The sequence below is a fragment of the Tepidiphilus thermophilus genome, assembly GCF_001418245.1.
In the GTDB taxonomy this organism is placed as follows: Bacteria; Pseudomonadota; Gammaproteobacteria; order Burkholderiales; family Rhodocyclaceae; genus Tepidiphilus; species Tepidiphilus succinatimandens.
The window spans coordinates 14668-36613 of record NZ_LIPU01000007.1 but is presented as its reverse complement, the minus strand read 5'-3'; the positions used below and the strand labels follow the sequence as shown (position 1 = coordinate 36613).

General features: G+C 67.3%; 19 protein-coding genes. 4 read left to right on the top strand and 15 right to left on the bottom strand.

Annotated elements, in window-relative coordinates; genetic code table 11:
- Positions 1-19: 19 nt before the first annotated feature.
- Positions 20-1051, bottom strand: coding sequence for an NAD-dependent epimerase (locus ASC37_RS06960; protein WP_055423683.1), 1032 nt, complete (start codon positions 1049-1051; stop codon positions 20-22).
- A gap of 79 nt (positions 1052-1130) precedes the next feature.
- Here ASC37_RS06960 and aat point away from each other — a divergent pair, with 79 nt between their 5' ends.
- From aat to ASC37_RS06945, 3 genes are read left to right on the top strand one after another with little or no spacing between them, the layout of a single operon-like run.
- A complete protein-coding gene (aat, locus tag ASC37_RS06955) occupies positions 1131-1862 on the top strand; it encodes a leucyl/phenylalanyl-tRNA--protein transferase (protein WP_055423682.1) in 732 nt (243 codons plus the stop codon).
- Positions 1859-2608 carry an arginyltransferase gene (locus ASC37_RS06950; RefSeq protein ID WP_055423681.1) on the top strand — a complete coding sequence of 250 codons (750 nt, stop codon included), beginning with the start codon at positions 1859-1861 and terminating at the stop codon, positions 2606-2608. The genes aat and ASC37_RS06950 overlap by 4 nt, the downstream gene beginning before the upstream one ends.
- Positions 2608-3654 (top strand): quinone-dependent dihydroorotate dehydrogenase, encoded by a 1047-nt coding sequence (locus tag ASC37_RS06945; RefSeq protein ID WP_055423757.1) that lies wholly within the window; start codon positions 2608-2610, stop codon positions 3652-3654. The genes ASC37_RS06950 and ASC37_RS06945 overlap by 1 nt, the downstream gene beginning before the upstream one ends.
- Here ASC37_RS06945 and motD read toward each other — a convergent pair.
- The 8 genes from motD to clpB all read right to left on the bottom strand — a co-directional run bounded on the left by motD (position 3596) and on the right by clpB (position 14616).
- Positions 3596-4474: a flagellar motor protein MotD gene (gene motD / locus ASC37_RS06940; protein ID WP_055423680.1), complete on the bottom strand. Its 879-nt coding sequence runs from the start codon at positions 4472-4474 to the stop codon at positions 3596-3598. The two genes, ASC37_RS06945 and motD, sit on opposite strands and share 59 nt — an antisense overlap.
- Before the next feature lie 13 nt (positions 4475-4487).
- Positions 4488-5264 (bottom strand): flagellar motor protein, encoded by a 777-nt coding sequence (locus ASC37_RS06935; protein ID WP_055423679.1) that lies wholly within the window; start codon positions 5262-5264, stop codon positions 4488-4490.
- Entirely contained in the window at positions 5264-6070 is an 807-nt protein-coding gene (locus ASC37_RS06930) for an RNA polymerase sigma factor FliA (protein WP_055423678.1), read from the bottom strand. The genes ASC37_RS06935 and ASC37_RS06930 overlap by 1 nt, the downstream gene beginning before the upstream one ends.
- Positions 6071-6186: 116 nt before the next feature.
- On the bottom strand, positions 6187-6972 hold the full coding sequence (locus tag ASC37_RS06925; RefSeq protein WP_141055788.1) for a MinD/ParA family ATP-binding protein: 786 nt from the start codon (positions 6970-6972) through the stop codon (positions 6187-6189).
- A gap of 14 nt (positions 6973-6986) precedes the next feature.
- Positions 6987-8435: a flagellar biosynthesis protein FlhF gene (flhF, locus tag ASC37_RS06920; protein ID WP_055423676.1), complete on the bottom strand. Its 1449-nt coding sequence runs from the start codon at positions 8433-8435 to the stop codon at positions 6987-6989.
- Between the two features lie 133 nt (positions 8436-8568).
- Positions 8569-10680 (bottom strand): flagellar biosynthesis protein FlhA, encoded by a 2112-nt coding sequence (gene flhA / locus ASC37_RS06915; protein WP_055423675.1) that lies wholly within the window; start codon positions 10678-10680, stop codon positions 8569-8571.
- A gap of 24 nt (positions 10681-10704) precedes the next feature.
- Positions 10705-11874, bottom strand: a complete 1170-nt coding sequence (gene flhB / locus ASC37_RS06910) for a flagellar biosynthesis protein FlhB (RefSeq protein ID WP_055423674.1) — start codon at positions 11872-11874, stop codon at positions 10705-10707.
- Between the two features lie 162 nt (positions 11875-12036).
- Entirely contained in the window at positions 12037-14616 is a 2580-nt protein-coding gene (clpB, locus tag ASC37_RS06905) for an ATP-dependent chaperone ClpB (protein ID WP_055423673.1), read from the bottom strand.
- 210 nt (positions 14617-14826) lie between these two features.
- Between clpB and ASC37_RS06900 the strand changes: the two genes are divergently transcribed.
- Positions 14827-15345, top strand: coding sequence for a phasin family protein (locus ASC37_RS06900; RefSeq protein ID WP_055423672.1), 519 nt, complete (start codon positions 14827-14829; stop codon positions 15343-15345).
- Positions 15346-15372: 27 nt separating this feature from the next.
- Here ASC37_RS06900 and moaE read toward each other — a convergent pair whose 3' ends face one another.
- The 6 genes from moaE to lpdA are packed head-to-tail and all read right to left on the bottom strand — an operon-like array spanning position 15373 to position 21919.
- The gene (gene moaE / locus ASC37_RS06895; RefSeq protein WP_055423671.1) at positions 15373-15810 is read right to left on the bottom strand and encodes a molybdopterin synthase catalytic subunit MoaE; all 438 of its coding nucleotides are present in this window, start codon (positions 15808-15810) and stop codon (positions 15373-15375) included.
- 4 nt (positions 15811-15814) lie between these two features.
- Positions 15815-16069: a molybdopterin converting factor subunit 1 gene (gene moaD / locus ASC37_RS06890; RefSeq protein ID WP_055423670.1), complete on the bottom strand. Its 255-nt coding sequence runs from the start codon at positions 16067-16069 to the stop codon at positions 15815-15817.
- Positions 16070-16094: 25 nt separating this feature from the next.
- Positions 16095-17300: a molybdopterin molybdotransferase MoeA gene (locus ASC37_RS06885; protein WP_055423669.1), complete on the bottom strand. Its 1206-nt coding sequence runs from the start codon at positions 17298-17300 to the stop codon at positions 16095-16097.
- A 49-nt stretch (positions 17301-17349) separates the two neighbouring features.
- The gene (locus tag ASC37_RS06880; RefSeq protein ID WP_055423668.1) at positions 17350-19329 is read right to left on the bottom strand and encodes an ATP-dependent DNA helicase; all 1980 of its coding nucleotides are present in this window, start codon (positions 19327-19329) and stop codon (positions 17350-17352) included.
- Between the two features lie 11 nt (positions 19330-19340).
- A complete protein-coding gene (gene zapE / locus ASC37_RS06875) occupies positions 19341-20498 on the bottom strand; it encodes a cell division protein ZapE (RefSeq protein ID WP_055423667.1) in 1158 nt (385 codons plus the stop codon).
- Entirely contained in the window at positions 20498-21919 is a 1422-nt protein-coding gene (lpdA, locus tag ASC37_RS06870; RefSeq protein ID WP_055423666.1) for a dihydrolipoyl dehydrogenase, read from the bottom strand. Before lpdA ends, zapE begins: the two co-directional genes overlap by 1 nt.
- Positions 21920-21946: the final 27 nt, after the last annotated feature.

The window sequence follows — 21946 nt, the reverse complement described above, 5'->3', positions numbered from 1 at the left end:
AGCGAAAAAGGCAGGGAGTTCACTCCCGCCCATAATAGTCGAGATACCACGCCACGAACTTGGCGATGCCCTCGCGCACGCTGGTCTTGGGGCGGTAGCCCACGGCCGCCTCCAGCTCGCTCGTGTCGGCGTAGGTGTCGGGCACGTCGCCCGGCTGCAGGGGAAGGTACTCGCGTTTGGCCTTTTTGCCGAGCGCCTCTTCGAGCGCCTCGACGTAGTCGATGAGCGGCACCGGACGGCTCGCCCCGATGTTGTAGATGCGCCAGGGGGCGCGGCTCGACTGGGGGTCGGGCGCATCGCCCGACCAGTTCGGGTCGGGTTCGGCCGGCTTGGCGGCAAGCCGCAACACCCCTTCGACGATGTCCTCGACGTAGGTGAAGTCGCGCGTGTGCCGCCCCTCGTTGAAGAGCGGGATGGGCTCGCCGGCGAGGATCTTGCGGGTGAAGATGAAGAGCGCCATGTCCGGCCGTCCCCAGGGGCCGTAGACGGTGAAGAACCGCACCCCCGTCGTCGGAATGCCGAAGAGATGGCTATAGGCGTGCGCCATCAGTTCGTTGGCGCGCTTGGTGGCGGCATAGAATTGCAGCGGATGGTCGGCCGGCTGGTGTTCGGAAAAGGGCAGCCGGGTGTTGGCACCATACACGCTCGAGGTGCTCGCATAGACGAGGTGCGGGTGCGGGTCGGCGGCGCGGCAGCATTCCAATACATTGACGAAGGCGTCGATGTTGCTGCGCACGTAGGCGCGCGGGTTCTCCAGCGAGTAGCGCACGCCCGCCTGGGCCGCCAGATGGATGACCGCGTCGAACCGGTGCGCGGCGAAGCAGGTTTCCAGCACTTCGCGCTCGGCCAGATCCGCCCGGTAGAACGTGTAAGGCGTGCCGGTACGCGCAGCCGTGGCTTCGAGCTCGCGCAGCCGCGCTTCCTTGAGCGCCGGATCGTAGTAGTCGTTTACGACGTCGATGCCGACCACGCCCACGCCCCGTTCGAGCAGGGTGCGCGCCGTGTGAAAACCGATGAAGCCGGCGTTGCCGGTGACGAGGTAGGTGGGCATGGGAGCATCGTTTCCGTCGTTGCGATCCACGAAATTATAAGGTAATCTCATTTTCATCCTCGCCGTTTCGTGCGATTCCATGATCCCCTGGCTCGATCCACGCTTCCCTCCGCGTTTCCCTCCGCCGCAGCAGGCGCTGCCCGAACCCAACGGCCTGCTCGCCGCCGGCGGCAGCCTTGCGCCTTCCTGGCTGCTGGAAGCCTACCGGCAAGGGATCTTCCCCTGGTTCGCGGAAGGGCAGCCCATCCTCTGGTGGAGCCCGGCGCCGCGCCTGGTGCTCGAACCGCAGCGGCTACGGGTGCGCCGTTCGCTGCGCAAGGTGCTGCGCCACCGCGGTTTCGTCACCACGCTGGACGTGGACTTTCCGGCGGTGATCGCCAACTGCGCCCGGCTGCGCTCCGAAGGGACCTGGATCACGCCGGAGATGATAGACGCCTACGTCCGGCTGCACGAGCTCGGTCACGCGCATAGCATCGAGACCTGGCACGAAGGCCGCCTCGTGGGGGGACTCTACGGCGTCGCCCTGGGAGGGGTTTTCTTCGGCGAGTCGATGTTCCACCTCGTACCGGATGCCTCCAAGGTGGCGCTGGTGCGCCTGTGCGCCGAATGCCGTGCGCGCGGCATCGCCCTCATCGACTGCCAGATGAGCACGCCGCACCTTCGCTCGCTGGGAGCCGAGGAGATCCCGCGCGAGGAATTCCTCGCCCGCCTTGCCCGGCTCGTGCCCGAGCGTCCTGAGCCGCAGCACTGGCAGGGGGAGATGCCAGCCGCCGCGCTCGCCGAGGAAAAATCAGGAGGAGCTTGCGCATGAGACACGTCACCCCGCCGGAGATCCTGCGGTTCTACCCTTCCCAGCCCTACCCTTGTCCCTATCTGCCCGAGCGCACGGCGCGCTCCTGCGTGGCCACGCCGGCGCACCTGGTCGATGCCGCCACCTACAGCCGCCTGGTGCGCGAAGGGTTCCGGCGCAGTGGCCATTTCTCCTACGGCATGATCTGCACCCAGTGCGAAGCCTGCGTGTCGGTGCGCGTGCCGGCGGCGCGCTTTCAGCCGGACCGCTCCCAGCGCCGTACCTGGCAGCGCTGGGCCGGCAAGCTCAGCGCCGCCGAGCAGCCGCTCGTCTTCATTCCCGAGCACTTCCGGCTCTACCGCCGCTACGTGATGGCGCGCCACGACGAAGCCGACGAAGACGCCTCGCCCGAGAATTACGAGCAGTTCCTGCTGACCTCGCACATCGACACGCGTCTGGTCGAATTCCGCGACCCCGAAGGGCGGGTGGTGATCGTGAGCCTCGTCGACGTGCTCGACGACGGGCTTTCCTGCGTCTATACCTTCTATGATCCCGACGATCCCCGGGCGGGGTTCGGCACCTGGTCGATCCTATGGCACATCGCCCAGGCCCAGGCGAGCGGTATGCCCTATGTCTATCTCGGCTACTGGATTGCCCGCTCGCGCAAAATGGCGTATAAAGCGCGCTTCCGCCCGCTCGAAGGCTACTGGCGGGGCCGCTGGCTGCCCTTCGAGCGCATCGAACCGCTGTTTCGGACCCTGCCATGATCCCCTACTGCCTCGCCCGGCCGGCGCTCTTCGCCCTCGATCCGGAGACCGCCCACGACCTGACGATCCGCGCCTTTGCCACCCTGGGGCGGATGCTGCCCCCACCAGAGCCGCCACGCCGCGCCCCGATCACCCTCATGGGGCTGGAATTTCCCAACCGCGTCGGGCTCGCCGCCGGACTGGACAAGAACGGCGAGGCGATCGACGGTCTGGCGCGACTAGGCTTCGGGTTCATCGAGGTGGGCACCGTCACGCCGCGGCCGCAGCCGGGCAACCCCAAACCGCGGCTCTTCCGCCTGCCGCAAGCGCGTGCGCTCATCAACCGCATGGGGTTCAACAACGACGGCGTGGATGCCCTGGTCGAGCGGGCGCGCGCCCGCCGCTGGCGCGGCATCCTCGGCATCAACCTCGGCAAGAACGCCGACACGCCCATCGAGCGCGCCCTCGACGATTACCTCCTGGGGCTGCGCCGCGTGTGGACCACGGCCGACTACGTGACGATCAACGTCTCCTCACCCAACACGCGCGCCCTGCGCGAACTGCAGCGCGGCGACTCGCTCGATGCCTTGCTCGCAGGGCTGCGCGAAGAAGCCGAGCGGCTTGCGGCGAGCCAGGGCAAGCGCACGCCGCTCGTGCTCAAGATCGCCCCCGACCTGGAAGAATCCGAGCTCGACCTCATCGCCGAGAAAGTGCTCGCATACCGCATCGACGGCGTGATCGCCACCAACACCACGGTCTCGCGCGAGGGGGTGGCGCAGCTGCCGCATGGCCAGGAAACGGGAGGGCTCTCGGGCGAGCCGCTGCGCGAGCGCGCCACCGCCGTGCTCGCGGCGCTCGCCCAGCGCCTGCAGGGGCGGGTGCCGCTCATTGCCGCCGGCGGCATCCTCTCGGGCGAAGATGCGCGCGCCAAGCTGCGCGCCGGCGCGTCCCTCGTTCAGCTCTACACCGGGCTCATCTACCGCGGCCCGGCGCTGGTGGAGGAATGCCTCAAGGCGACGGAGGAAGAATGCTGCCGATCGACCCACTCGCCGGGGCAGCCTGGCTAGCCGGTGCGGCCGCATTCGCGCCGCTCACGGGAACGCGCGACTCCAGGCGGATGGTGACGCGCCGGTTCTTCTGCCGCCCCTCTTCGGTGGAATTGTCGGCGATGGGACGCTGGTCGGCGTAGCCCACGGCCGCCAGGCGCGAAGGGGCCACGCCTTCCTGGATGAAGAGCTGCACCACCGCCGCCGCGCGCGCCGCCGAGAGCTCCCAGTTGGAAGCGTAGCGCGCGCCGGGACGCAGGGGAACGTTGTCCGTGTGCCCCTCCACCCAGATGGGCGCATCGCCCGTGAAGGCGAGCACGCGCGCCATCTGCCGCAGCGCGGCGATCGCCATCGGCCCGAGCGTGGCCTCGCCGCTGGGAAAGAGGATGCCGGCGTCCATCTCTACCGTCACCCCGAAGGCACCGTCGTTGATCGAGACCTTGCCGGCCTCGATGAGGGGAGAGAGCGCCGAGCGCAGCGCCGTCGCCGTCTGGGCCGTGGTCTGGAGCACCTGACGCACCTGCTCCTCCCCTTCGCGGGGACCTCCTTCCCCCTCGCTCTTGCGCTCGGGCGCCGCGCGGCGCTGCACCGCCAGGGGCAAGCCCTGCACCACCGAAGGCACGACGGTGTCCTTCCCCTCCTGCACCTGGGGCGTGACCAGACCGGCGCGGAACGCCTGGCTCAAGGATTCGGAAATGACGCGGTATTTGCCCTCGTTGGCCGACGTCAGGGCGTACATGACGACGAAGAAGGCAAAGAGCAGCGTGATGAAGTCGGCGTAGCTCACCAGCCAGCGCTCCAGGTTCTCGTGCTCTTCTTCCTTTTTGCCGCGCCGCGCCATGGCACGTCCTCCTTCAGGATTTTTCTTCGGACGGCGCTTCCTCGCCACTTTCGGCGAGATAGGACTGCATGCGGCTCTCGATCAGGCGCGGGTTGTCCCCCTGGGCCACGCCGACGAGGCCATCGACCAGCATCTGCCGCTGGATGACGATGGAACGGATGTAGGTGGTGAGTTTCTTCGAGATAGGGATGAAGATGAGGTTGGCCGAACCCACGCCGTAGATGGTGGCGACGAAGGCCACGGCAATCCCCGCCCCGAGGCGGGCAGGATCGGCGAGGTTCTCCATGACGTGGATGAGCCCCATCACGGCGCCGAGAATGCCGATCGTCGGCGAATAGCCTCCGGCCGATTCCCACACTTTCGCCCGCAGCTTCATCTGCTCCTCGCTCATGTCGATCTCGGTCTCGAGCACCTCCCGCATCCGCGTCGGCTCGATGCCGTCGACGAGCAGCTGCAGCCCTTTCTGCACGAAGGGATCGGCCTCGGCGGCGATGCGCGCCTCCAGGGCGAGCAGACCGTCACGCCGGGCGGTGCGCCCCCAATCGACCACCTTGCCGATCAGTTCCTGGGGGTTGGACGCCGGCGGACGGAAAATCCAGGCCAGCATCTTCACCGCACCGACGAAGACACGCAGCGGCGTTTGCAGCAGCACCGCCCCCGTCGTCCCCCCGATGACGATCAGAAACGCCGTGGGCTGCAGCAGCGAGGAGAGATTCCCCCCTTCGAGGAACTGGCCGACGACGATGGCCGACAAACCAAGGGCGAGGCCGATGAGGCTGGTGACATCCATCAGCGCCCCGTCTCACCGGCAGGCGCCTCGCCGCAGGTCGGCGCATTCTTGGGCGGGCGCCCGCGCCGTCCTCTCGGCAGATGGCCTTCTTCCCCGCCAAGCAGGCGCGCGCGCATGCGCAGGATCGCCTGAGTGTGCAGCTGGGAGACGCGCGACTCGCTCACCCCCAGCACGGCGCCGATCTCCTTGAAATTGAGCTCGTGCTCATAGTAGAGTGAGAGTACCAGTTTCTCTTTCTCCGGCAGACTCTCGATGGTGCGAACGAGCTGGGCGCGCAGCTCGGCCGACTCGGTGAGATCCTGCGGACCGGGTTCGTCGTCGCCCAGATGCCGTTCCAGGAAATCCTCGCCGTCTTCCGGCTCCCGCATCAGATCGTCGAAGTAGAGGATCTGGTGCCCCTTGGCCTGGGAAAGCAGCCGTTGATAGGCTTCCAGGTCCAGGCCCAGCGCCTCGGCCACCTCCCCTTCCGTCGGATGACGGCCGAGGGATTGCTCGAGCGCCGCAATGGCCTCCTCGACGCGGCGCATCTCCTTGCGCACCTGGCGCGGCACCCAGTCGGTCTCGCGCAGGGCATCGATCATCGCCCCGCGGATGCGGGCAAGCGCATACGTCTCGAATTCGGCGCGATCGTCGTCGCGGTAGCGCTCGATCGCCTCGATCAGACCCATCATGCCGCACTGGATGAGATCGTCGAGCTCCACGTTGGGCGGCAGGCGGCTCACGAGGCGCAGGGCGAGGCGCTTCACCATCGGCGCATACGCCTGGACCAACGCCGCCACGTCCGGTTTCCCCGTCTCGTCCACCATCCACGCGATCCTAGGTTTCGACGGATTGCGCGCTACCGCGCCGCGCACCAGCCCCGCCCATAAAGGGGATTTTCCCTCAGCCCGGATTTTTTTGCCAGGGGGGGGAAGGGTGGAAGTCAGCATGATCGCGTCCTTGCCTTCGCACGACCAACTTCCGTCGGCGGCCACCCCTTGGGCAAGGCCATTCCTCCATCGTCCCCCGTCATCGCCTGCCAGCCCGCGGCATCGAGCGCTTCGAGCCGGCACCACCCGGCCAAGCGCAGGGACACCTTACGCCACCACACCCCCTGCAGTTCGCGCACGAAGGTCTCCGCCTCGGCCGCATCGCGTCCGCCCACCGTCACCACGCCCAGGCGAGAGCGCCCGTGCAGGGCGGCATCCTGCGCCCGGGCCAGCGACTCGCGCACGCCATCGGCCGACAGTTCTGCGAGCACCACGGCGCTCGGGGCGCTCGTGAGAAAAGGCGAGGCATCGGCCGTCTCGCCGCGACCGGCGTGCACCAGCACCGTCTCGAAGGGGCGCAGCAAGGTCTGGAACAGGCGCAGGAGGCGCTCGCGCCGCATCTCGTCGAGCAGCGGCAAGGCGAGCGCCGCCGCCTTGACGTTCAAATAGCTCACGCCGCCGGGCAGCGCCACGATGAGACGGATCGCCCGCTCGGTCGAGCCCAGGGCGCTCAGCAGATCGGCGGTGCGGCCGGCACCCGCCGCCTCGGGCAAGGTGGGGCTGGAGACCGCCTCGTCGACCACGAGCACCGGGCCGCTCGAACGCGCGAGCCGCCGCGCGAGCCGCATCGTATGATCCGCCCACCCATTGCCGGCAGGAAACACCGCGCACACGGCGGGTGGGCGCTGCCGGAACAGGCGCCGCAGGGTTCCTGCCTGGTCTCCAAGCATCTCACGCATGATGTTCTCCTTGCTCACGCTCCGACCGCCGCCGCCAGCCACAGCGCCGCCTCGTCGGTGGCCATCGTCACCCGTTCGGCCCCTGCACCGCGAAAGGCCCGCTGCAGCAGCCAGGCGCGGTTGGGCAAATGCAGATCCTCCGGCACGCGCTGCCCATTGGCGACGTAGTGCACACGCAGCCGGTGCCGGATCGCCACGTCCAGCGCCGCAGCGATGGTGGCCGCTTCATCGACCTTGGTGAAAATGCAGCCAGCGAGCCCTTCGCCGCCGAAGGCGCGGGCGACGTCCTCGAGCGTATCGCCGCGGCTGGTGGCGTTGAGGCACACGAGCCGGCGCACCGGCCCCGCGCCCATGAGCATGGCCACCTGCTCGGACACCGCCTTGTCGCGCTGACTCATGCCGATGGTGTCGATGAGCACCATGTGCCGGCCGCGCAGCTCGCTGAGCGTGGCCCGCAAATCGTTCGCGTCGCGCGCGGCGAACACCGGCACGCCCAGGATACGCCCGTAGATGCGCAGCTGCTCGTGGGCGCCGATGCGGTAGCCGTCGGTGGTGATGAGCGCCACCCGAGCCGCGCCGTGGCGTACCACGCAGCGGGCGGCGATCTTGGCAGTAGTGGTGGTCTTGCCCACGCCCGTCGGGCCGACGATGGCGTAGACGCCGCCGCGGTCGATCAGGTCGTCGTCGCTGCCCACCACCTCCAGCCGCGCGCCGAGCCGCGCCATGGCCGCCTCGCGCGCTGCGTCCCAGTCCTCGGTCGCCTCAATGCGGTCGCACACCTCGCGCGCGAGCGCCGGCGAGAACCCCGCTTCCAGCATCTCACCGAGCAGCCGCGCGCGGGCCGGGGCCTTGCGCACCGCCTCGTTCCAGGCGAATCCGGCCAGCTGCCGCTCGATCATTTCCTGGATCTTGCCCAGTTGCCGCGCGAGCAGGACGTTTTGCTCCTGCAGCGCCTCGATGCGCGCCTCCACCGCCGGCGCAGACGGCGGCGCCACGCTCGCCGCGCCGAACCAGCCCGGTTCGCGCAGAGGCTCCGGTGCCGGCGGCTCCTTGCGCGCCGCTTCCATCGCCCGACGGATGCGCTCGGCCTCTTCCTCTTCCTTGCGCACGACGTATTCCGGCGTTTCCATGCGCGGTGGCGCGAACGGCTTGATCTCGGGGGCGCTGCGCCGCTGCGGACCGCGCGAGGAGAGCGTCACCACCGGCTCCTCCTCGGAGGAAGCGGCCTGGGCATAGGCGGCCGCGGCGCGATGGCCCCCTTTTGCCGGTTCCGGAGGACGCGCCGCCGCAGGGGCGGACGAACCGCCGGGCAGCGCCCCCACCGCCTCGGCGGGCAGCGCCAGGATCTCGACTCCCCCCTCGACGGGGCGGTTTGCCAGAACGATCGCATCCGCCCCCAGTTCCTGCTTGAGCTGGCGCAATGCCTCCCGTGCCGTCGGTGCGAAATACCGTTTGACATCCATCTGGCTGCTCCCCGATCCGCGGGCCGTCCGGTCGGCCCCTCGATCCCATTATCGGGTGAATGCCCCTTTTGCCGTCGCATGAAAAAAGCGGGGTAAACCCCGCTTTTCTCCGAGCGCCCGTCTTCTGCCGACCTCACCCCGCAGGCGAGCCGATCATCTCCACGATCTCGATGGAGCGCTCCTCGGGCATCTCGCTGGTGGAGATCACGCGCAGACTCGGTACCGAACGGCGCAAGAAACGCGCGAGCAGCCAGCGCAGCTGCGGCGGCACGAGCAGGATGGGCGCCTGCCCCTGCTGCTCCAGACGCTGCGCCGCCGCGCCGGTCTGACGCAGCAAGGCATCGGCCAGCCCCGGTTCGATCGCCCCGGGCTTGCCGCCGCCCGCGCCCACCGCCTGCATCAGGATGCGCTCGAGCGCCGGATCGAGCATCAGTACCGGCACCTTGCCGCTGCCGGGGGCGAGCGACTGCACGATGGCGCGTCCCAGGGCTTCGCGCACCCGGCTGGTGAGCTCGATCGGATCCTGCGTCTTCGGCGCCCACTCGGCGAGCGTCTCGAGGACGGTGCGCATGTCGCGAATCGCCACCCCCTCTTCCAGCAGATATTGCAGCACCTTCTGCACCGTGGTCACTGGCACCACCGTGGGCACCAGATCCTCGACGAGCTTGGGCGACTCCTTTTTGATGCGATCGAGCAGCGCCTGCGTCTCCTCGCGACCCAGCAATTCGGCCGCGTGCTCGACCAGCACCTGGTTGAGGTGCGTGGCGATGACCGTGGCGGCATCGACCACCGTATAGCCCAGCGCGTGCGCCCGCTCACGCAGCGCGGCGTCGATCCACTGCGCCGGCAGGCCGAAGGCCGGATCCGTGCCGGGGCGCCCCTCGATGGTGCCGAGCACCTGCCCCGGATTGATCGCCAGATATTGCCCTGGATAAACCTCGCCGCTGCCGATCTCCACCCCCTTGAGCAGGATACGGTAGGCGTTGGGCCGCAGCTCGAGGTTGTCGCGAATGTGTACCGGCGCCGGCAGAAAACCCACTTCCTGGGCAAAGCGCTTGCGCAAGCCCCGGATCCGCTTCAGGAGCTCGCCGCCCTGCGATTGATCGACGAGCGGAATCAGGCGGTAGCCCACCTCCAGGCCCAAGACATCCACCGGCTGCACGTCGTCCCAGCTCGCCTCCACCACCTCTTCCTTCGGCGGGGGCGGCGCCGCCGCGGCCGCCGCCGGCGCCGCCGTCTCTTCGCGCTCCTGCGCCCAACGCTTCCAGGCAAGCCACCCCAGGCCGCCGCCGATGAGCAGGAAGACGAAGTTCGGCATCCCCGGGATCATGCCCAGCAGCACGAGGATGCCCGAGGAGAGCGCCAGCACCCGCGGGTTGGTGAACACCTGCTGGATCATGAGATCGCCCAGATCCATCGACTCCTCGCCCACCCGGGCCACCACCATGCCCGAGGCGATCGACACCATGAGCGCCGGGATCTGCGCCACCAGACCGTCGCCGATCGTCAGGATCACGTAGGAGTCGATCGCACGCGACAGATCCATGCCGTGTCCGGCCACGCCGACGATGAGCCCGCCGATGATGTTGATGAGCAGGATGAGGATGCCGGCCACCGCGTCGCCGCGCACGAATTTCGACGCACCGTCCATCGCGCCGTAGAAATCCGCCTCCTGCGCGATCTCCTTGCGCCGGCGCCGCGCCTCCGCCTCGTCGATGAGGCCGGCGTTCAGATCCGCGTCGATCGCCATCTGCTTGCCGGGCATCGCGTCGAGCGTGAAGCGCGCGCTCACCTCGGCGATGCGTCCCGCGCCCTTGGTGATCACCACGAAGTTGATGATCACCAGGATCACGAACACCACGATGCCGATGGCCATGTTGCCGCCAACGAGGAAATGCCCGAAGGACTCGATCACCCGCCCGGCCGCATCCGGCCCCGTGTGACCGTGCAACAGCACCACCCGGGTCGAAGCCACGTTCAGCGACAGGCGCAACAAGGTGGTGACCAAGAGCACCGTCGGGAAGACCGAAAAATCCAACGGGCGCACGGTGTACATCGCCACCAGCAGCACCACCACCGACATGGCGATGTTGAAGGTGAAGAAGAGATCGAGCGCGAAGGGCGGCAGCGGCAGCACCATCATCGCCAGCACGGCGAAAATGAACACCGGCGCGGCCAGCAGCCGCAGCTTCGCCGGCACGAACCACGTCCGCCAATCGATCAAGGCCCGCTCACCTGCTGCCATCGCCCCGCTCCATCGCTGCGCTCATCACGCTCCATGCTCCCCGTCTTCATCCGCCGCCGCCACTTCGCCCGGATCGAGCTCCGGCGGCACCGGAACCTCCTGCGGCGGCTGCGGCTTGGGTCCGCCCACGGCCATCCAACGATCCAATTGGAACACATAAGCGAGGATCTCGGCCACCGCCGCGAAGAGCGTGGGTGGAATCGTCTGGCCGATGTCGACGTGCGCATAGAGCGCCCGCGCCAAGGGCGGCGCCTCCACCCGCGGCACCTCGGCCTCATCGGCAAGCTCACGGATCTTCTGCGCGATCACCCCCCGGCCCTTGGCCACCACCACCGGCGCGGCCATGGTTTTTTGATCATACTTCAAGGCCACGGCGAAGTGCGTCGGGTTGGTCACCACCACGTCGGCCTTGGGCACCTCCTCCATCATGCGCTTGCGCGCCATTTCGCGCTGCATCGAACGGATGCGCGCCTTGAGGTGTGGATCGCCTTCCTGTTCCTTGTATTCCTGCTTGACCTCTTCCTTGGTCATGCGCAGGTTCTTGTAGTATTGCCACAGCTGGAACGGGACATCCACCGCCGCGATCAAGGCGAGCCCCGCCACGATCAGCACCGCCCCGAAAACCATCTCGTGCAGGAAACTCGCCGCCGCGTCGTTCACAGGCAACGCCGCGAGCGAGAGCACCGTATCGCGCTCCCGCCGAAAGGTCACCCAAACCATCCCCGCCACCGCTGCCACTTTCAGCAGCGACTTCACCACCTCCATCGCCCCTTGCAGCGAGAACATGCGGCGCAGTCCGTTCATCGGATCGAGCCGCTCCAAGCGGAAACTCAGAACCTTGGGGGAAAACACCAGGCCGCCCAGCAGGAGCGGACCGGCCACCGCCGCCACCAGCAAGACGAGGAAGATCGGGGCAAACGTGAGCAGCGACTCGACGAACACCCGGCGCAGCAGCCATAGCACGCGAACCGGATCGAAAGCCGTATCGTGCTCGAACGCGAATCCGTCGGCGAGCACCCGCACCCAACGCCGCCCCATCCATTCCCCGGCGAGCAAGAGCGTCATCACGCCGGCGAAGAGCACGAGAAAAGTCCCGAGTTCGCGCGAATGCGGGACCTGCCCCTCCTCGCGCGCCTGCTCTAGCCGCCGCGCCGAAGGCTGTTCGGTCTTTTCGAGATCGCTCTCTTCGGCCACGCCGTGGCCCTCCCACTACCCGACCCTTTCATGATCGCAGCCGCGACGACAAGGTCAACGGCAGAAAAACGCCCCCGAAGAACGGCATTTCCCCTGTTTGGACGTAAAAAAAGCGGGAACCGGCCCACTTGCCGGTTCCCGCCCTTCTCGGCGCAGGAGCGATCAGGCTTTGTCGAAGCGGAAGATGCCGTTCTCCACCGTGACGCGAATCCTGTCCTTCGGTCCGAAGCGCCCTTCCAGGATCGCCTTGGCGAGCGGGTTCTCGATGAGGTCCTGGATCGCGCGCTTCAAGGGACGCGCACCGTAGACCGGATCGTAGCCCGCCTTGGCGAGTTCGCGCAGCGCCTCTTCCGTCACCTCCAGGGTCATGTCCATGCGCGCGAGCCGCGCCTCGAGCCGGCGCAGCTGGATGCGCGCCACTCCGGCGATGTGCTCCTCGGCGAGCGGATGGAACACCACCACCTCGTCGATGCGGTTGAGGAACTCGGGCCGGAAGAACCCGCGCACCTCGGCGAGCACGGCCAACTTGATCACCTGATAGTCGTCCCCCGACATCTGCATGATGCGCTGGCTGCCGAGATTGGACGTCATCACGATCACCGTGTTGCGGAAGTCCACCGTGCGCCCCTGTCCGTCGGTGAGCCGACCGTCGTCGAGCACCTGCAGCAGCACGTTGAACACGTCCGGGTGCGCCTTCTCCACCTCGTCGAAGAGGATCACGCTATAGGGCTTGCGCCGCACCTGCTCGGTGAGGTAACCCCCTTCCTCGTAGCCGACGTAGCCCGGAGGCGCACCGATGAGCCGCGCCACGGAGTGTTTCTCCATGTACTCGCTCATGTCGACGCGGATCATGTGATCCTCGGAATCGAAGAGGAAGTCGGCGAGCGCCTTGCACAGCTCCGTCTTCCCGACCCCCGTAGGTCCGAGGAAGAGGAAGGAGCCGATGGGACGGTTCTCGTCGCCCAACCCCGCGCGCGAGCGCCGGATGGCGTCGGAGACCAAGCGTACCGCCTCGTCCTGTCCCACCACCCGCTGATGCAGATGCTCTTCCATCTTGAGGAGCTTTTCGCGCTCGCTCTGCATCATCTTGCTCACGGGGATACCCGTCATGCGCGAGACGACCTCGGCGATTTCCTCGGCGCCGACCTGGGTGCGCAAGAGCTTGAACGGCGCGCCGGATTTCTCCGCCTCCTCGGCCTGCTTCAGCTCGGCCTCGAGCTGCGGCAGCCGTCCATATTGGATCTCGGCCACTTTGTCGAGCAGCCCCTTGCGCTGATACTCCAGCATCTGCGCGCGCAGCCGGTCGATCTCTTCCTTGAGGTGCTTGGTCCCCTGGATGCGCGCCTTCTCGGCCTTCCACACCTCTTCGAGCTCGCTGTATTCGCGTTGCAACCGCTCGAGCTCTTCCTCGATGAGCTTCAGGCGCCGCTGCGAGGCCTCGTCCTTCTCCTTCTTCACCGCCTCGCGCTCGATCTTGAGCTGGATGATGCGCCGCTCGAGCTTGTCGAGCGCCTCCGGCTTGGAGTCGATCTCCATCTTGATGCGCGCGGCCGCCTCGTCGATGAGGTCGATCGCCTTGTCCGGCAGGAAGCGGTCGGTGATGTAGCGGTGCGAGAGCTCGGCCGCGGCGACGATGGCCGGGTCGGTGATCTCCACCCCGTGGTGGATCTCGTACTTCTCCTGCAGACCGCGCAAGATGGCGATGGTCTGCTCGACGGTGGGCTCGTCGACCATCACTTTCTGGAAACGGCGCTCGAGCGCGGCATCCTTCTCGATGTACTTGCGGTACTCGTCGAGCGTGGTCGCGCCGATGCAATGCAGCTCACCGCGCGCGAGCGCAGGCTTGAGCATGTTGCCCGCATCGAGCGCCCCTTCGGCCTTGCCCGCGCCCACCACGGTGTGGATCTCGTCGATGAAGAGGATGATGCGCCCCTCTTCCTTGGTGATCTCGGTGAGGATGGCTTTCAGGCGCTCCTCGAACTCGCCGCGGTACTTGGCCCCGGCAATGAGCGCGGCCATGTCGAGCGCCAGGATGCGCTTGTCGCGCAGGCTCTCGGGAACCTCGCCGTTGACGATGCGCTGCGCCAGCCCCTCGACGATGGCGGTCTTGCCCACGCCCGGCTCGCCGATGAGCACGGGGTTGTTCTTGGTGCGCCGCTGCAGGATCTGGATGGTGCGCCGGATCTCGTCGTCGCGCCCGATCACCGGATCGAGCTTGCCGCGGCGCGCCCGCTCGGTGAGGTCGATGGTGTACTTCTCCAATACCCCGCGCTGCGCCTCGGCCTCGGGCGACTCCACCTTCTGCCCGCCACGCATCTGCTCGATGGCCGCCTCCAGCGCCTTGCGGTTCAGGCCGTGCTCACGCGCGATGCGCCCCGTCTCGCCCTTGTCCTCGGTGAGCGCGAGCAGGAACATCTCGGTGGCAATGTAGGGGTCGCCGCGCTTCTGCGCCTCGCGGTCGGTGAGGTTCAGGAGATTGGCCAGATCGCGCCCGATCTGCACCTCCCCACCCGTGCCCTGCACCTGCGGCAGCGCATCGATCGCCTGGTGCAGCGCCGCCTTGAGCCCGGCCACATTGACGCCGGCGCGCTGCAGCAGGCTCACGGTGGAGCCGTCTTCCTGCTCGAGCAGCGCCAGCAGCAGATGCTGCGGCTCGATGAACTGGTTGTCGTGCCCCACCGCGATGCTCTGCGCCTCTTGCAGCGCCTGCTGGAACTTGGTGGTGAGCTTGTCGAATCTCATGGAAGACTCCGTCGAAGGAAAGTGATCGATGCCCTGTATATAGGCTCCGGACCGGCGAAATTCAAGACCGACGGAGAAAAAATGACAAATTGATTATACGATGGCATTGTGCGCTGCATCACTTTTTTCTTGCACCCCTGCATGAACGATGCTATAGTGAAAAGAAAAACTTTTTGTCGACGTCGCTACATCCTACTTCGGGAGCCAATCATGAAGAATCAGACCAATTTCGCGCAATTGCAGCAAAAACAGCTGGAAAACGCGATGAAATTCACCCAGATGGCCATCGACAATACCCAGCGCCTGCTCGCGCTGCAGATCGAAACCGCCAAGGCGCTCTTCGAAGAAGGTGCGCGCAGCACCCAAGCCCTGCTCGCCGCCCAGGCCCCCGAAGAGCAGCTCAAGCTGCGTCAGGAATTCGCGCAGAAATCGGCCGAGAAAATCATGGGCTGCATCAACGAGATCGCCCAGCTCACCGTCAAGGCCCAGGCCGAGCTCAACCGCCTCGTCTCCGAAGCGATCACCACGGGTTCCCAGGAATGGACGCAGGCCATGCAGTCGCTCGGCACCAACCTGCCGAAAATGGGCAGTGAAGACCCGATGAAAGCCGTGCAGAGCGCCATCGACCAGTCCCGCGCCGTGCTCGAGCAGATGTCGAAGATGACCACCGAAGCCTGGCAGAACATGATCTCCGGCGCCCAGCAAACCCAAGGCGGCGCCAAGAAGTAATCGCCCCCTACGAAGCGGGCGGGCCGCTCACCAGCGGCGTGCCCGTTTTTCGTCCGACTCCCTCGCCTCGACCCAACGGGCGACCCCTTCCGTTTCTTCCTTCTTCCAGAAGGGCGCCTCGGTCTTGAGGCGATCGATCAAAAATTCACACGCCGCAAACGCATCTGCGCGATGGCGACTCGCCACGCCCACGAACACGATGCGCTCGCCCGGCATCAATCGCCCCACGCGGTGGATCACCGTCACCGCGGTCAAGAACCAACGGCGGCGCGCCTCCTCGACCAGAGCCTCGAGCGACTTCTCGGTCATGCCCGGATAATGCTCCAACGTCATCGCCCGAACTTCGCCGCCGCGCACGGTGCCGACGAAGCTCACCACGGCGCCCACTTCCGGCGAAACCCGTTGCAGCCGCTCCCCCTCGGCTCCCGCATCGAAGTCTTCGACCTGCACCCGGACGGTCCACATCGTCTCACCCTCCCGTGACCGGCGGAAAAAACGCCACCTCGTCGCCGTCCTGCACCGGCTCGTCCCAGGCGCAGAGAGTCTGGTTGCGGGCACAGCGCAAGGTCTTCCACGTCACGAGCGGCGCCCACGCCTCTCCCCTGGCACCGAGCCAGGCGCGCAGCGCCGCCATCGTCTCGACCCCCGCCGGCAGCGCCACCGCTTCCTCGGCCAACGGCAAGGCATCGCGCAGCGCTGCAAAATAGAGCACTCTCACCGCCATCTCTGCTCCTCCTTTGCCTCGATCCTCATCCCAGTAAACGTGCAAAAGGACGGTAGCGGACCAGGTCTCCTTCGCGGATGGGGGTGGCCGGCGGCACTTCGACCAGACCGTCGGCCCAGACAAGGGAAGCGAGCATCGCCGATCCCTGATCGGGATGGAGCACCGCCCGACCTCGTACGTCGAGCCGGGCCCGCAGGAATTCCCGCCGTGGATCGGCCTTCGGGCGGGTGAAGCCCGCCTCCACCCACAGGGGCGGATCCAGCACTTCCCGCACCCCTTGCAGGCGCAACAGGAACGGACGGACGAAGAGGACGAAGGTGACGAAAGCGGAGACCGGATTCCCCGGCAGCCCCAGGAAGTGCGCCGCCCCGAGGCGCCCGTAGGCAAGCGGCTTGCCCGGCTTGATCGCCAGTTTCCACAGGTCCAGCCGCCCTTCCTGCCGCACGGCGGCCACGACGTGATCTTCCTCCCCGACGGAGACCCCGCCGCTCGTCAACACGACGTCCGCCCCATCGGCCGCCCGCCGCAGCGCCGCCCGGGTTTCTTCGAAACGATCCGGCACCACGCCATGATCCTCGACCAGGCAGCCGAGCTCTTTGAGCAAGGCGCGCAGCAGATAGCGGTTCGAATTGTAGATCTGGCCCGGACCGAGCGGCTGTCCCGGCATCACCAGCTCGTCGCCCGTCGAAAAGAGGGCGACCCGTACGCGGCGGCGCACCGGGAGGGTGGCATAACCCACGGCGGCCGCAAGCGCCAGCGCCTGCGGACTCAGGCGGGTGCCTGCCGTCAGGATCTCGCTTCCCAGAGCGATTTCACTGCCCGCCCGCCGCACCGATTCCCACGGATACGGAACGTGGTGGAAGATGACTTCGTCTCCTTCCACCTCCACCCGCTCCTGCATCACGACCGCATCGGCCCCCTCGGGCAAGGGCGCACCGGTGAAGATGCGCGCGGCGCTGCCCGGCTCGAGCGGCACGCCGACCGAGCCCGCCGGAATTCGCTGGCGTACCGGCAGACGCGCGCCAAGGTGCGCGACGTCGGCGCAGCGCACGGCATAGCCATCCATCGCCGCCGTGTCCTGGCGGGGCAAGGCGATCGGAGAATAGAGGGTCTCCGACAAGACGCGCCGCTCCGCCTCCAGCGTCTCGATCAGTTCTTCTTCGAGCACCGGCTCCGCGGCCGTGAGCAAGCGGGACAAGCCCTCTTCGAACGACATCAGGCTTTGCGCCATTTCCTTTTCCTCTCTTGGGGATTCATTGTGCCCCGCCTTCCTGAGGACTTTAGGGCGAAGGGCATTCTCCGCGCGCCTCGCAGGCAAGCGTCGCCAGGAAGGACTCTGCCCGTGCCACTTCGCGCGACCGCGCCATGGGCGGCAGACTGGACCACAGAATCTTACCGTAACCGCGCGTCGCCATGCGCGGATCGCAGATACACAGCACGCCGCGGTCGCGCTCGCTGCGGATGAGCCGTCCCGCACCCTGTTTGAGTTGGATCGTAGCACGCGGCAACTGCAACAAGGCAAAGGGCGACTCCCCCTGCGCTTCGAGCCGGGCCATGCGCGCGGCGAGCACGGGATCGTCTGGCGGGGCGAACGGCAGCTTGTCGATGATGACGAGCGAGAGCGCCTCGCCGGCGACGTCCACTCCTTCCCAGAAACTCTGGCTGCCGACGAGTACGGCCCGCGGCGTGGCGCGAAAGCGCTCGAGCAGGGCATGGCGCGATCCTTCGCCCTGCACCATCACCGTGTACTCTACCCCCAAGCGCGCTCGCAGACCCTCACCCAGGCGCTGCATCGCCTTGAGCGAGGTACAAAGCACGAAAGCCCGCCCTTCGGCGGCACGGATCAGCCGCTCGGCCAATTCCTCCACCGCCGGCAGATGCTGCGGCGAACCCGGCTCCGGCATCCCTTGGGGCACCAGCAGCAAAGCCTGGCGGCGATAGTCGAACGGGCTCGCCCAGATTCCTTCCCGCACCGGCAGTTCCTCGTCGAACAGGCCAAGGTCACGGCGAAAATGCGCGAACGAACCGGCCACTGCGAGCGTCGCCGAAGTCATCACCCAGGCCCGCTCCCCGCCGCCGATGAGCCGGGAAAAAGCCGGCCCCGCTTCGATCGGCGTACGGTGCAGGGTGAGCCGCGTGCCGACCGCCTCCACCCAATGCACGAAGCGCTCCTCCCCTTCGCCCCACTGGGTGAGCAGGCGCTCCAAGGCCTCGGCCCTGGCCGCGAGCCGCGGCAGGTTCTCGCTGCGTTCCTGCTGGCTTGCCAGCGCCTCACGCAAGGCCGCCGCACTCGCCGTCAAGGTCTGCAGGGCCGATTCGAACCCGACGGCCTGCTCCAGCGCCTGCTGCCGCGGCCAGCGCAGCGTCTCGGCCGGCAGGCTCAGCCGCAGGTCCTTCACCGCCTTGTCGAAGGCGTCGATCGCCTCGCGTAGCGGCCGGAAATCCGGCGCCGCCACCAGCGCCTCCACCCGGGCATCGCGCACGAGCTCCAAGCACTGGCTCGACGCCAGGCTCTCACCGAAGAAAACCGCCGCGAGCTCGGGCAGCTGATGCGCCTCGTCGAACACCACCAGGTCCGCCTCGGGCAAGAGACCGCCCACCCCCTCGTCGCGCAGCACCAGATCGGAGAAAAAGAGGTGGTGGTTCACCACCACGCACTCGGCCTCCTGCGCCGCGCGCCGCGCCTTCATGAGGAAGCACTCCTGCCAATGAGGACAGTCCTGACCGAGACAGTTGTCGCGCGAGGACGTGGCGAAGACCCAGGCGAAGGCATCCTCGGGCACTTCGGGACATTCCGCCTTGTCGCCGGACGTCGTGTGCTGGGCGAAGCGCGCGATGCGACGCAAGAGCGCCGCATCTTCGGCGGTGGTGAAGCGGCCGTGGGCAAGATTGCGTTCGAGGTGGTAGTGGCAAACGTAGTTCTGGCGCCCCTTGAGGAGCGCCGTTCGCACCGGAATCTTCAACGCCTCCTTCAGACGCGGCAGGTCACGGTGAAAGAGCTGATCCTGCAAGGTCTTCGTGCCGGTCGACACGATCACCTTGCGCCCGGAGAGCAAGGCCGGCAGCAGATAGGCAAAGGTCTTGCCGGTGCCGGTGCCGGCCTCGGCGAGCAGCACCGCTTTCTCCTCGATGGCGCGGACCACCGCGAGCGCCATCTCGTGCTGCTGCGGCCGATGGACGAAACCGGGAATCGCCGCGGCGAGCCGTCCGCCCGGGCCGAGCTCCTCTTCGATGCGCGCCTCGAGCGTCTCCCCGTCCATTGCCGCTTCCGTCAGCCGGGCCGATGGGCTTCGGCCAGATAATCGCGCGTGCGCATCTCGATCAGGCGGCTCGCGGTACGGGCGAACTCGTGCGCGTTCAAGCCCTCACGGTAGAGCTCCTGCGGTTCGGCTGCGGCGGTGGCGATCAGTTTCACCCGATGATCGTAGAGCACGTCGATGAGCCAGGTGAAGCGCCGCGCCTGCGAGGACTGCGCCGGCCCCATGCGGGGAATGCCGCTCAGGAGCACCGTGTCGTGTTCGCGCGCGATTTCCAGGTAGTCGTTCTGCGAGCGCGGCCCGTCGCACAGCGCCGCGAAGGTGAACCAGATCACGTCTTGGTGCCGGCCGAGATAGGGAATCTCGCGCTCGAAGAGCTCGAGCATGCCTGGCACGGGATCTTGGCCCGTCAGGCGCCGAAAGTCCTCTCGCAATTTCGCCTCGTTCTCCGGCGAAGGCGGCACGAGGTAGAGCTCGACGTTCTCCAGGGTACGCAGGCGGTAGTCGGTGCCGGAATCGACCTCCAGCACGTCGAAGGTGCGTTCGATGAGCGCGATGGTGGGCAGAAAATTCACCCGCATGAGCCCATTGGGATAGAGCCCGTGCGGGGGATAGTTCGAGGTGAGCACGAAGGCCACGCCGCGCGCGAGCAGCGCTTCCAGCAGCCGCCCCAGGATCATGGCATCGGCGATGTCCGAGACGTGGAATTCGTCGAAACACAGCAGCCGCACCTCGGCGGCGATGTCCTCGGCCACCTTCGCCAAGGGATCGGGCACTTCGCGGTGCCGCCGCAGGTCTTCATGCACGCGCTGCATGAAGGCATGGAAATGCACCCGGCGCTTGGCGGCAAAGGGACAAGCGGCAAAGAACACGTCCATCACGAAGCTCTTGCCGCGCCCCACCCCGCCCCAGAGGTAGACGCTGCGCACCGCCGGCTCGGGCGGCGCCGTCTCCTTGGCCGCGAAGACGCGGCGCAGCAAGCCCAGCGGCGAGCGCGACGATCCTTCGGTGCGCGACCGGGCCCCTGCGCCGCGGCACAGGTCCTCGCACAGCCGCTGGAGGCGCTCGACGGCGCGGCGCTGCGCCGGATCAGGACGATAGCCCCGCTCGGCGAGCGCCGCCTCATAGGCCGCGACGATGTCGCCCGCCGCAGCCGCAACCTGCTCGGCCATCAGAAATGCAGAGGCCGGCGATCGACCGCCAGCGCCGCCTCGTGCATCACCTCGGACAGCGTCGGGTGGGCATGGCAGATGCGCGCAATGTCCTCGGCAGCGGCGCCGAACTCCAGCGCTACCACCGCCTCGGCGATGAGCTCGGAGGCGTTCGCCCCGATGATGTGCACGCCCAGGATACGGTCGGTCTTGGCACAGGCGATCATCTTGATGAAACCCTGCGGCGCCCCCATGCCCAACGCCCGACCGTTGGCAAGGAAGGGGATCTTGCCGACGCGATACTCCGCGCCCTCGGCCTTGAGCTGGGCTTCGGTCTTGCCCACCCAGGCGATCTCGGGCGCCGTGTAGATCACCCACGGGATGGCGTCGTAATTCACGTGCCCCGCCTGCCCGGCGATGCGCTCGGCCACCATCACCCCTTCTTCCATCGCCTTGTGCGCGAGCATGGGACCGCGCACCACGTCGCCCACCGCCCAGACGTTGGGCAGGTTGGTGCGGCAGTGCTCATCGACCGCGATCTGGCCGCGCTCATTGACCTGCAACCCGACTTCCTCGGCGCCGAGCCCTTCGGTATTGGGCACACGCCCCACCGAGACGATGACTCGGTCGGCCTCCAGCGTCTGCTCCTTGCCCTCCTGGTCGCGGTAGCGCAAAACCGCCCCGTCACCCTTCAGCTCGGCCCCCTCGATGGTGACGCCGAACTGGAACTTCAAGCCCTGCTTGGTGAAGAGCGACAGTGCCTCCTTGGCCACGTCCGCGTCGGCGGCGGCAAGGAAGTCGGGCAGCGCTTCGAGGATGGTCACTTCCGACCCCAGACGGCGCCACACCGACCCCATCTCGAGCCCGATCACGCCCGCACCGACGATGACGAGCCGCTCGGGCACGACCTGCAGCTCGAGCGCTCCCACGTTGTCGCACACGATGCGGTTGTCTACCGGCAGGTTCGGCAGGTGACGCGCCTTGGAGCCAGTGGCCACGATCACGTGCTTGGCGAGCACCGTCTCCTCGCCCACGCGGATTTGCCAGGATTCCCCCTCGCGGCCGAGAAACCGCCCGTGGCCCGGCAGCAAGCTCACCTTGTTCTTGCGAAAGAGCCCCTTGATCCCCTGGGTGAGCTGGGTGACGATGCCAGCCTTGCGCTGCATCATCGCCGGCACGTCGATCGCGAGCCCCTGGACACGAATGCCTTGACCGGCAAACGTATGCGCCGCCTCTTCATAGAGGTGCGACGTGTGCAGCAGCGCCTTCGACGGAATGCAGCCCACGTTGAGGCAGGTGCCGCCCAGGCGCGGTTCGCCCTTGGGGTCGGCATACGGGTTGGATTCACAACAAGCAGTCTTGAAGCCGAGCTGTGCGGCGCGGATGGCCGCGACGTAACCGCCGGGCCCGCCGCCGATCACCAGTACGTCGAAACTTTGCATCGATCCTTCCTCCTCGTGACGAAAAAG

Excerpts from the sequence above, each read along its gene's own strand:
- ASC37_RS06960 (WP_055423683.1), bottom strand. The coding sequence starts at position 1,051 with ATGCCCACCTACCTCGTCACCGGCAACGCCGGCTTCATCGGTTTTCAC.
- aat (WP_055423682.1), top strand. The coding sequence starts at position 1,131 with ATGATCCCCTGGCTCGATCCACGCTTCCCTCCGCGTTTCCCTCCGCCG.
- ASC37_RS06950 (WP_055423681.1), top strand. The coding sequence starts at position 1,859 with ATGAGACACGTCACCCCGCCGGAGATCCTGCGGTTCTACCCTTCCCAG.
- motD (WP_055423680.1), bottom strand. The coding sequence starts at position 4,474 with ATGGCGCGGCGCGGCAAAAAGGAAGAAGAGCACGAGAACCTGGAGCGC.
- ASC37_RS06935 (WP_055423679.1), bottom strand. The coding sequence starts at position 5,264 with ATGGATGTCACCAGCCTCATCGGCCTCGCCCTTGGTTTGTCGGCCATC.
- ASC37_RS06930 (WP_055423678.1), bottom strand. The coding sequence starts at position 6,070 with ATGGTGGACGAGACGGGGAAACCGGACGTGGCGGCGTTGGTCCAGGCG.
- ASC37_RS06925 (WP_141055788.1), bottom strand. The coding sequence starts at position 6,972 with ATGCGTGAGATGCTTGGAGACCAGGCAGGAACCCTGCGGCGCCTGTTC.
- flhF (WP_055423676.1), bottom strand. The coding sequence starts at position 8,435 with ATGGATGTCAAACGGTATTTCGCACCGACGGCACGGGAGGCATTGCGC.
- flhA (WP_055423675.1), bottom strand. The coding sequence starts at position 10,680 with ATGGCAGCAGGTGAGCGGGCCTTGATCGATTGGCGGACGTGGTTCGTG.
- clpB (WP_055423673.1), bottom strand. The coding sequence starts at position 14,616 with ATGAGATTCGACAAGCTCACCACCAAGTTCCAGCAGGCGCTGCAAGAG.
- ASC37_RS06900 (WP_055423672.1), top strand. The coding sequence starts at position 14,827 with ATGAAGAATCAGACCAATTTCGCGCAATTGCAGCAAAAACAGCTGGAA.
- moaE (WP_055423671.1), bottom strand. The coding sequence starts at position 15,810 with ATGTGGACCGTCCGGGTGCAGGTCGAAGACTTCGATGCGGGAGCCGAG.
- moaD (WP_055423670.1), bottom strand. The coding sequence starts at position 16,069 with ATGGCGGTGAGAGTGCTCTATTTTGCAGCGCTGCGCGATGCCTTGCCG.
- ASC37_RS06885 (WP_055423669.1), bottom strand. The coding sequence starts at position 17,300 with ATGGCGCAAAGCCTGATGTCGTTCGAAGAGGGCTTGTCCCGCTTGCTC.
- ASC37_RS06880 (WP_055423668.1), bottom strand. The coding sequence starts at position 19,329 with ATGGACGGGGAGACGCTCGAGGCGCGCATCGAAGAGGAGCTCGGCCCG.
- zapE (WP_055423667.1), bottom strand. The coding sequence starts at position 20,498 with ATGGCCGAGCAGGTTGCGGCTGCGGCGGGCGACATCGTCGCGGCCTAT.
- lpdA (WP_055423666.1), bottom strand. The coding sequence starts at position 21,919 with ATGCAAAGTTTCGACGTACTGGTGATCGGCGGCGGGCCCGGCGGTTAC.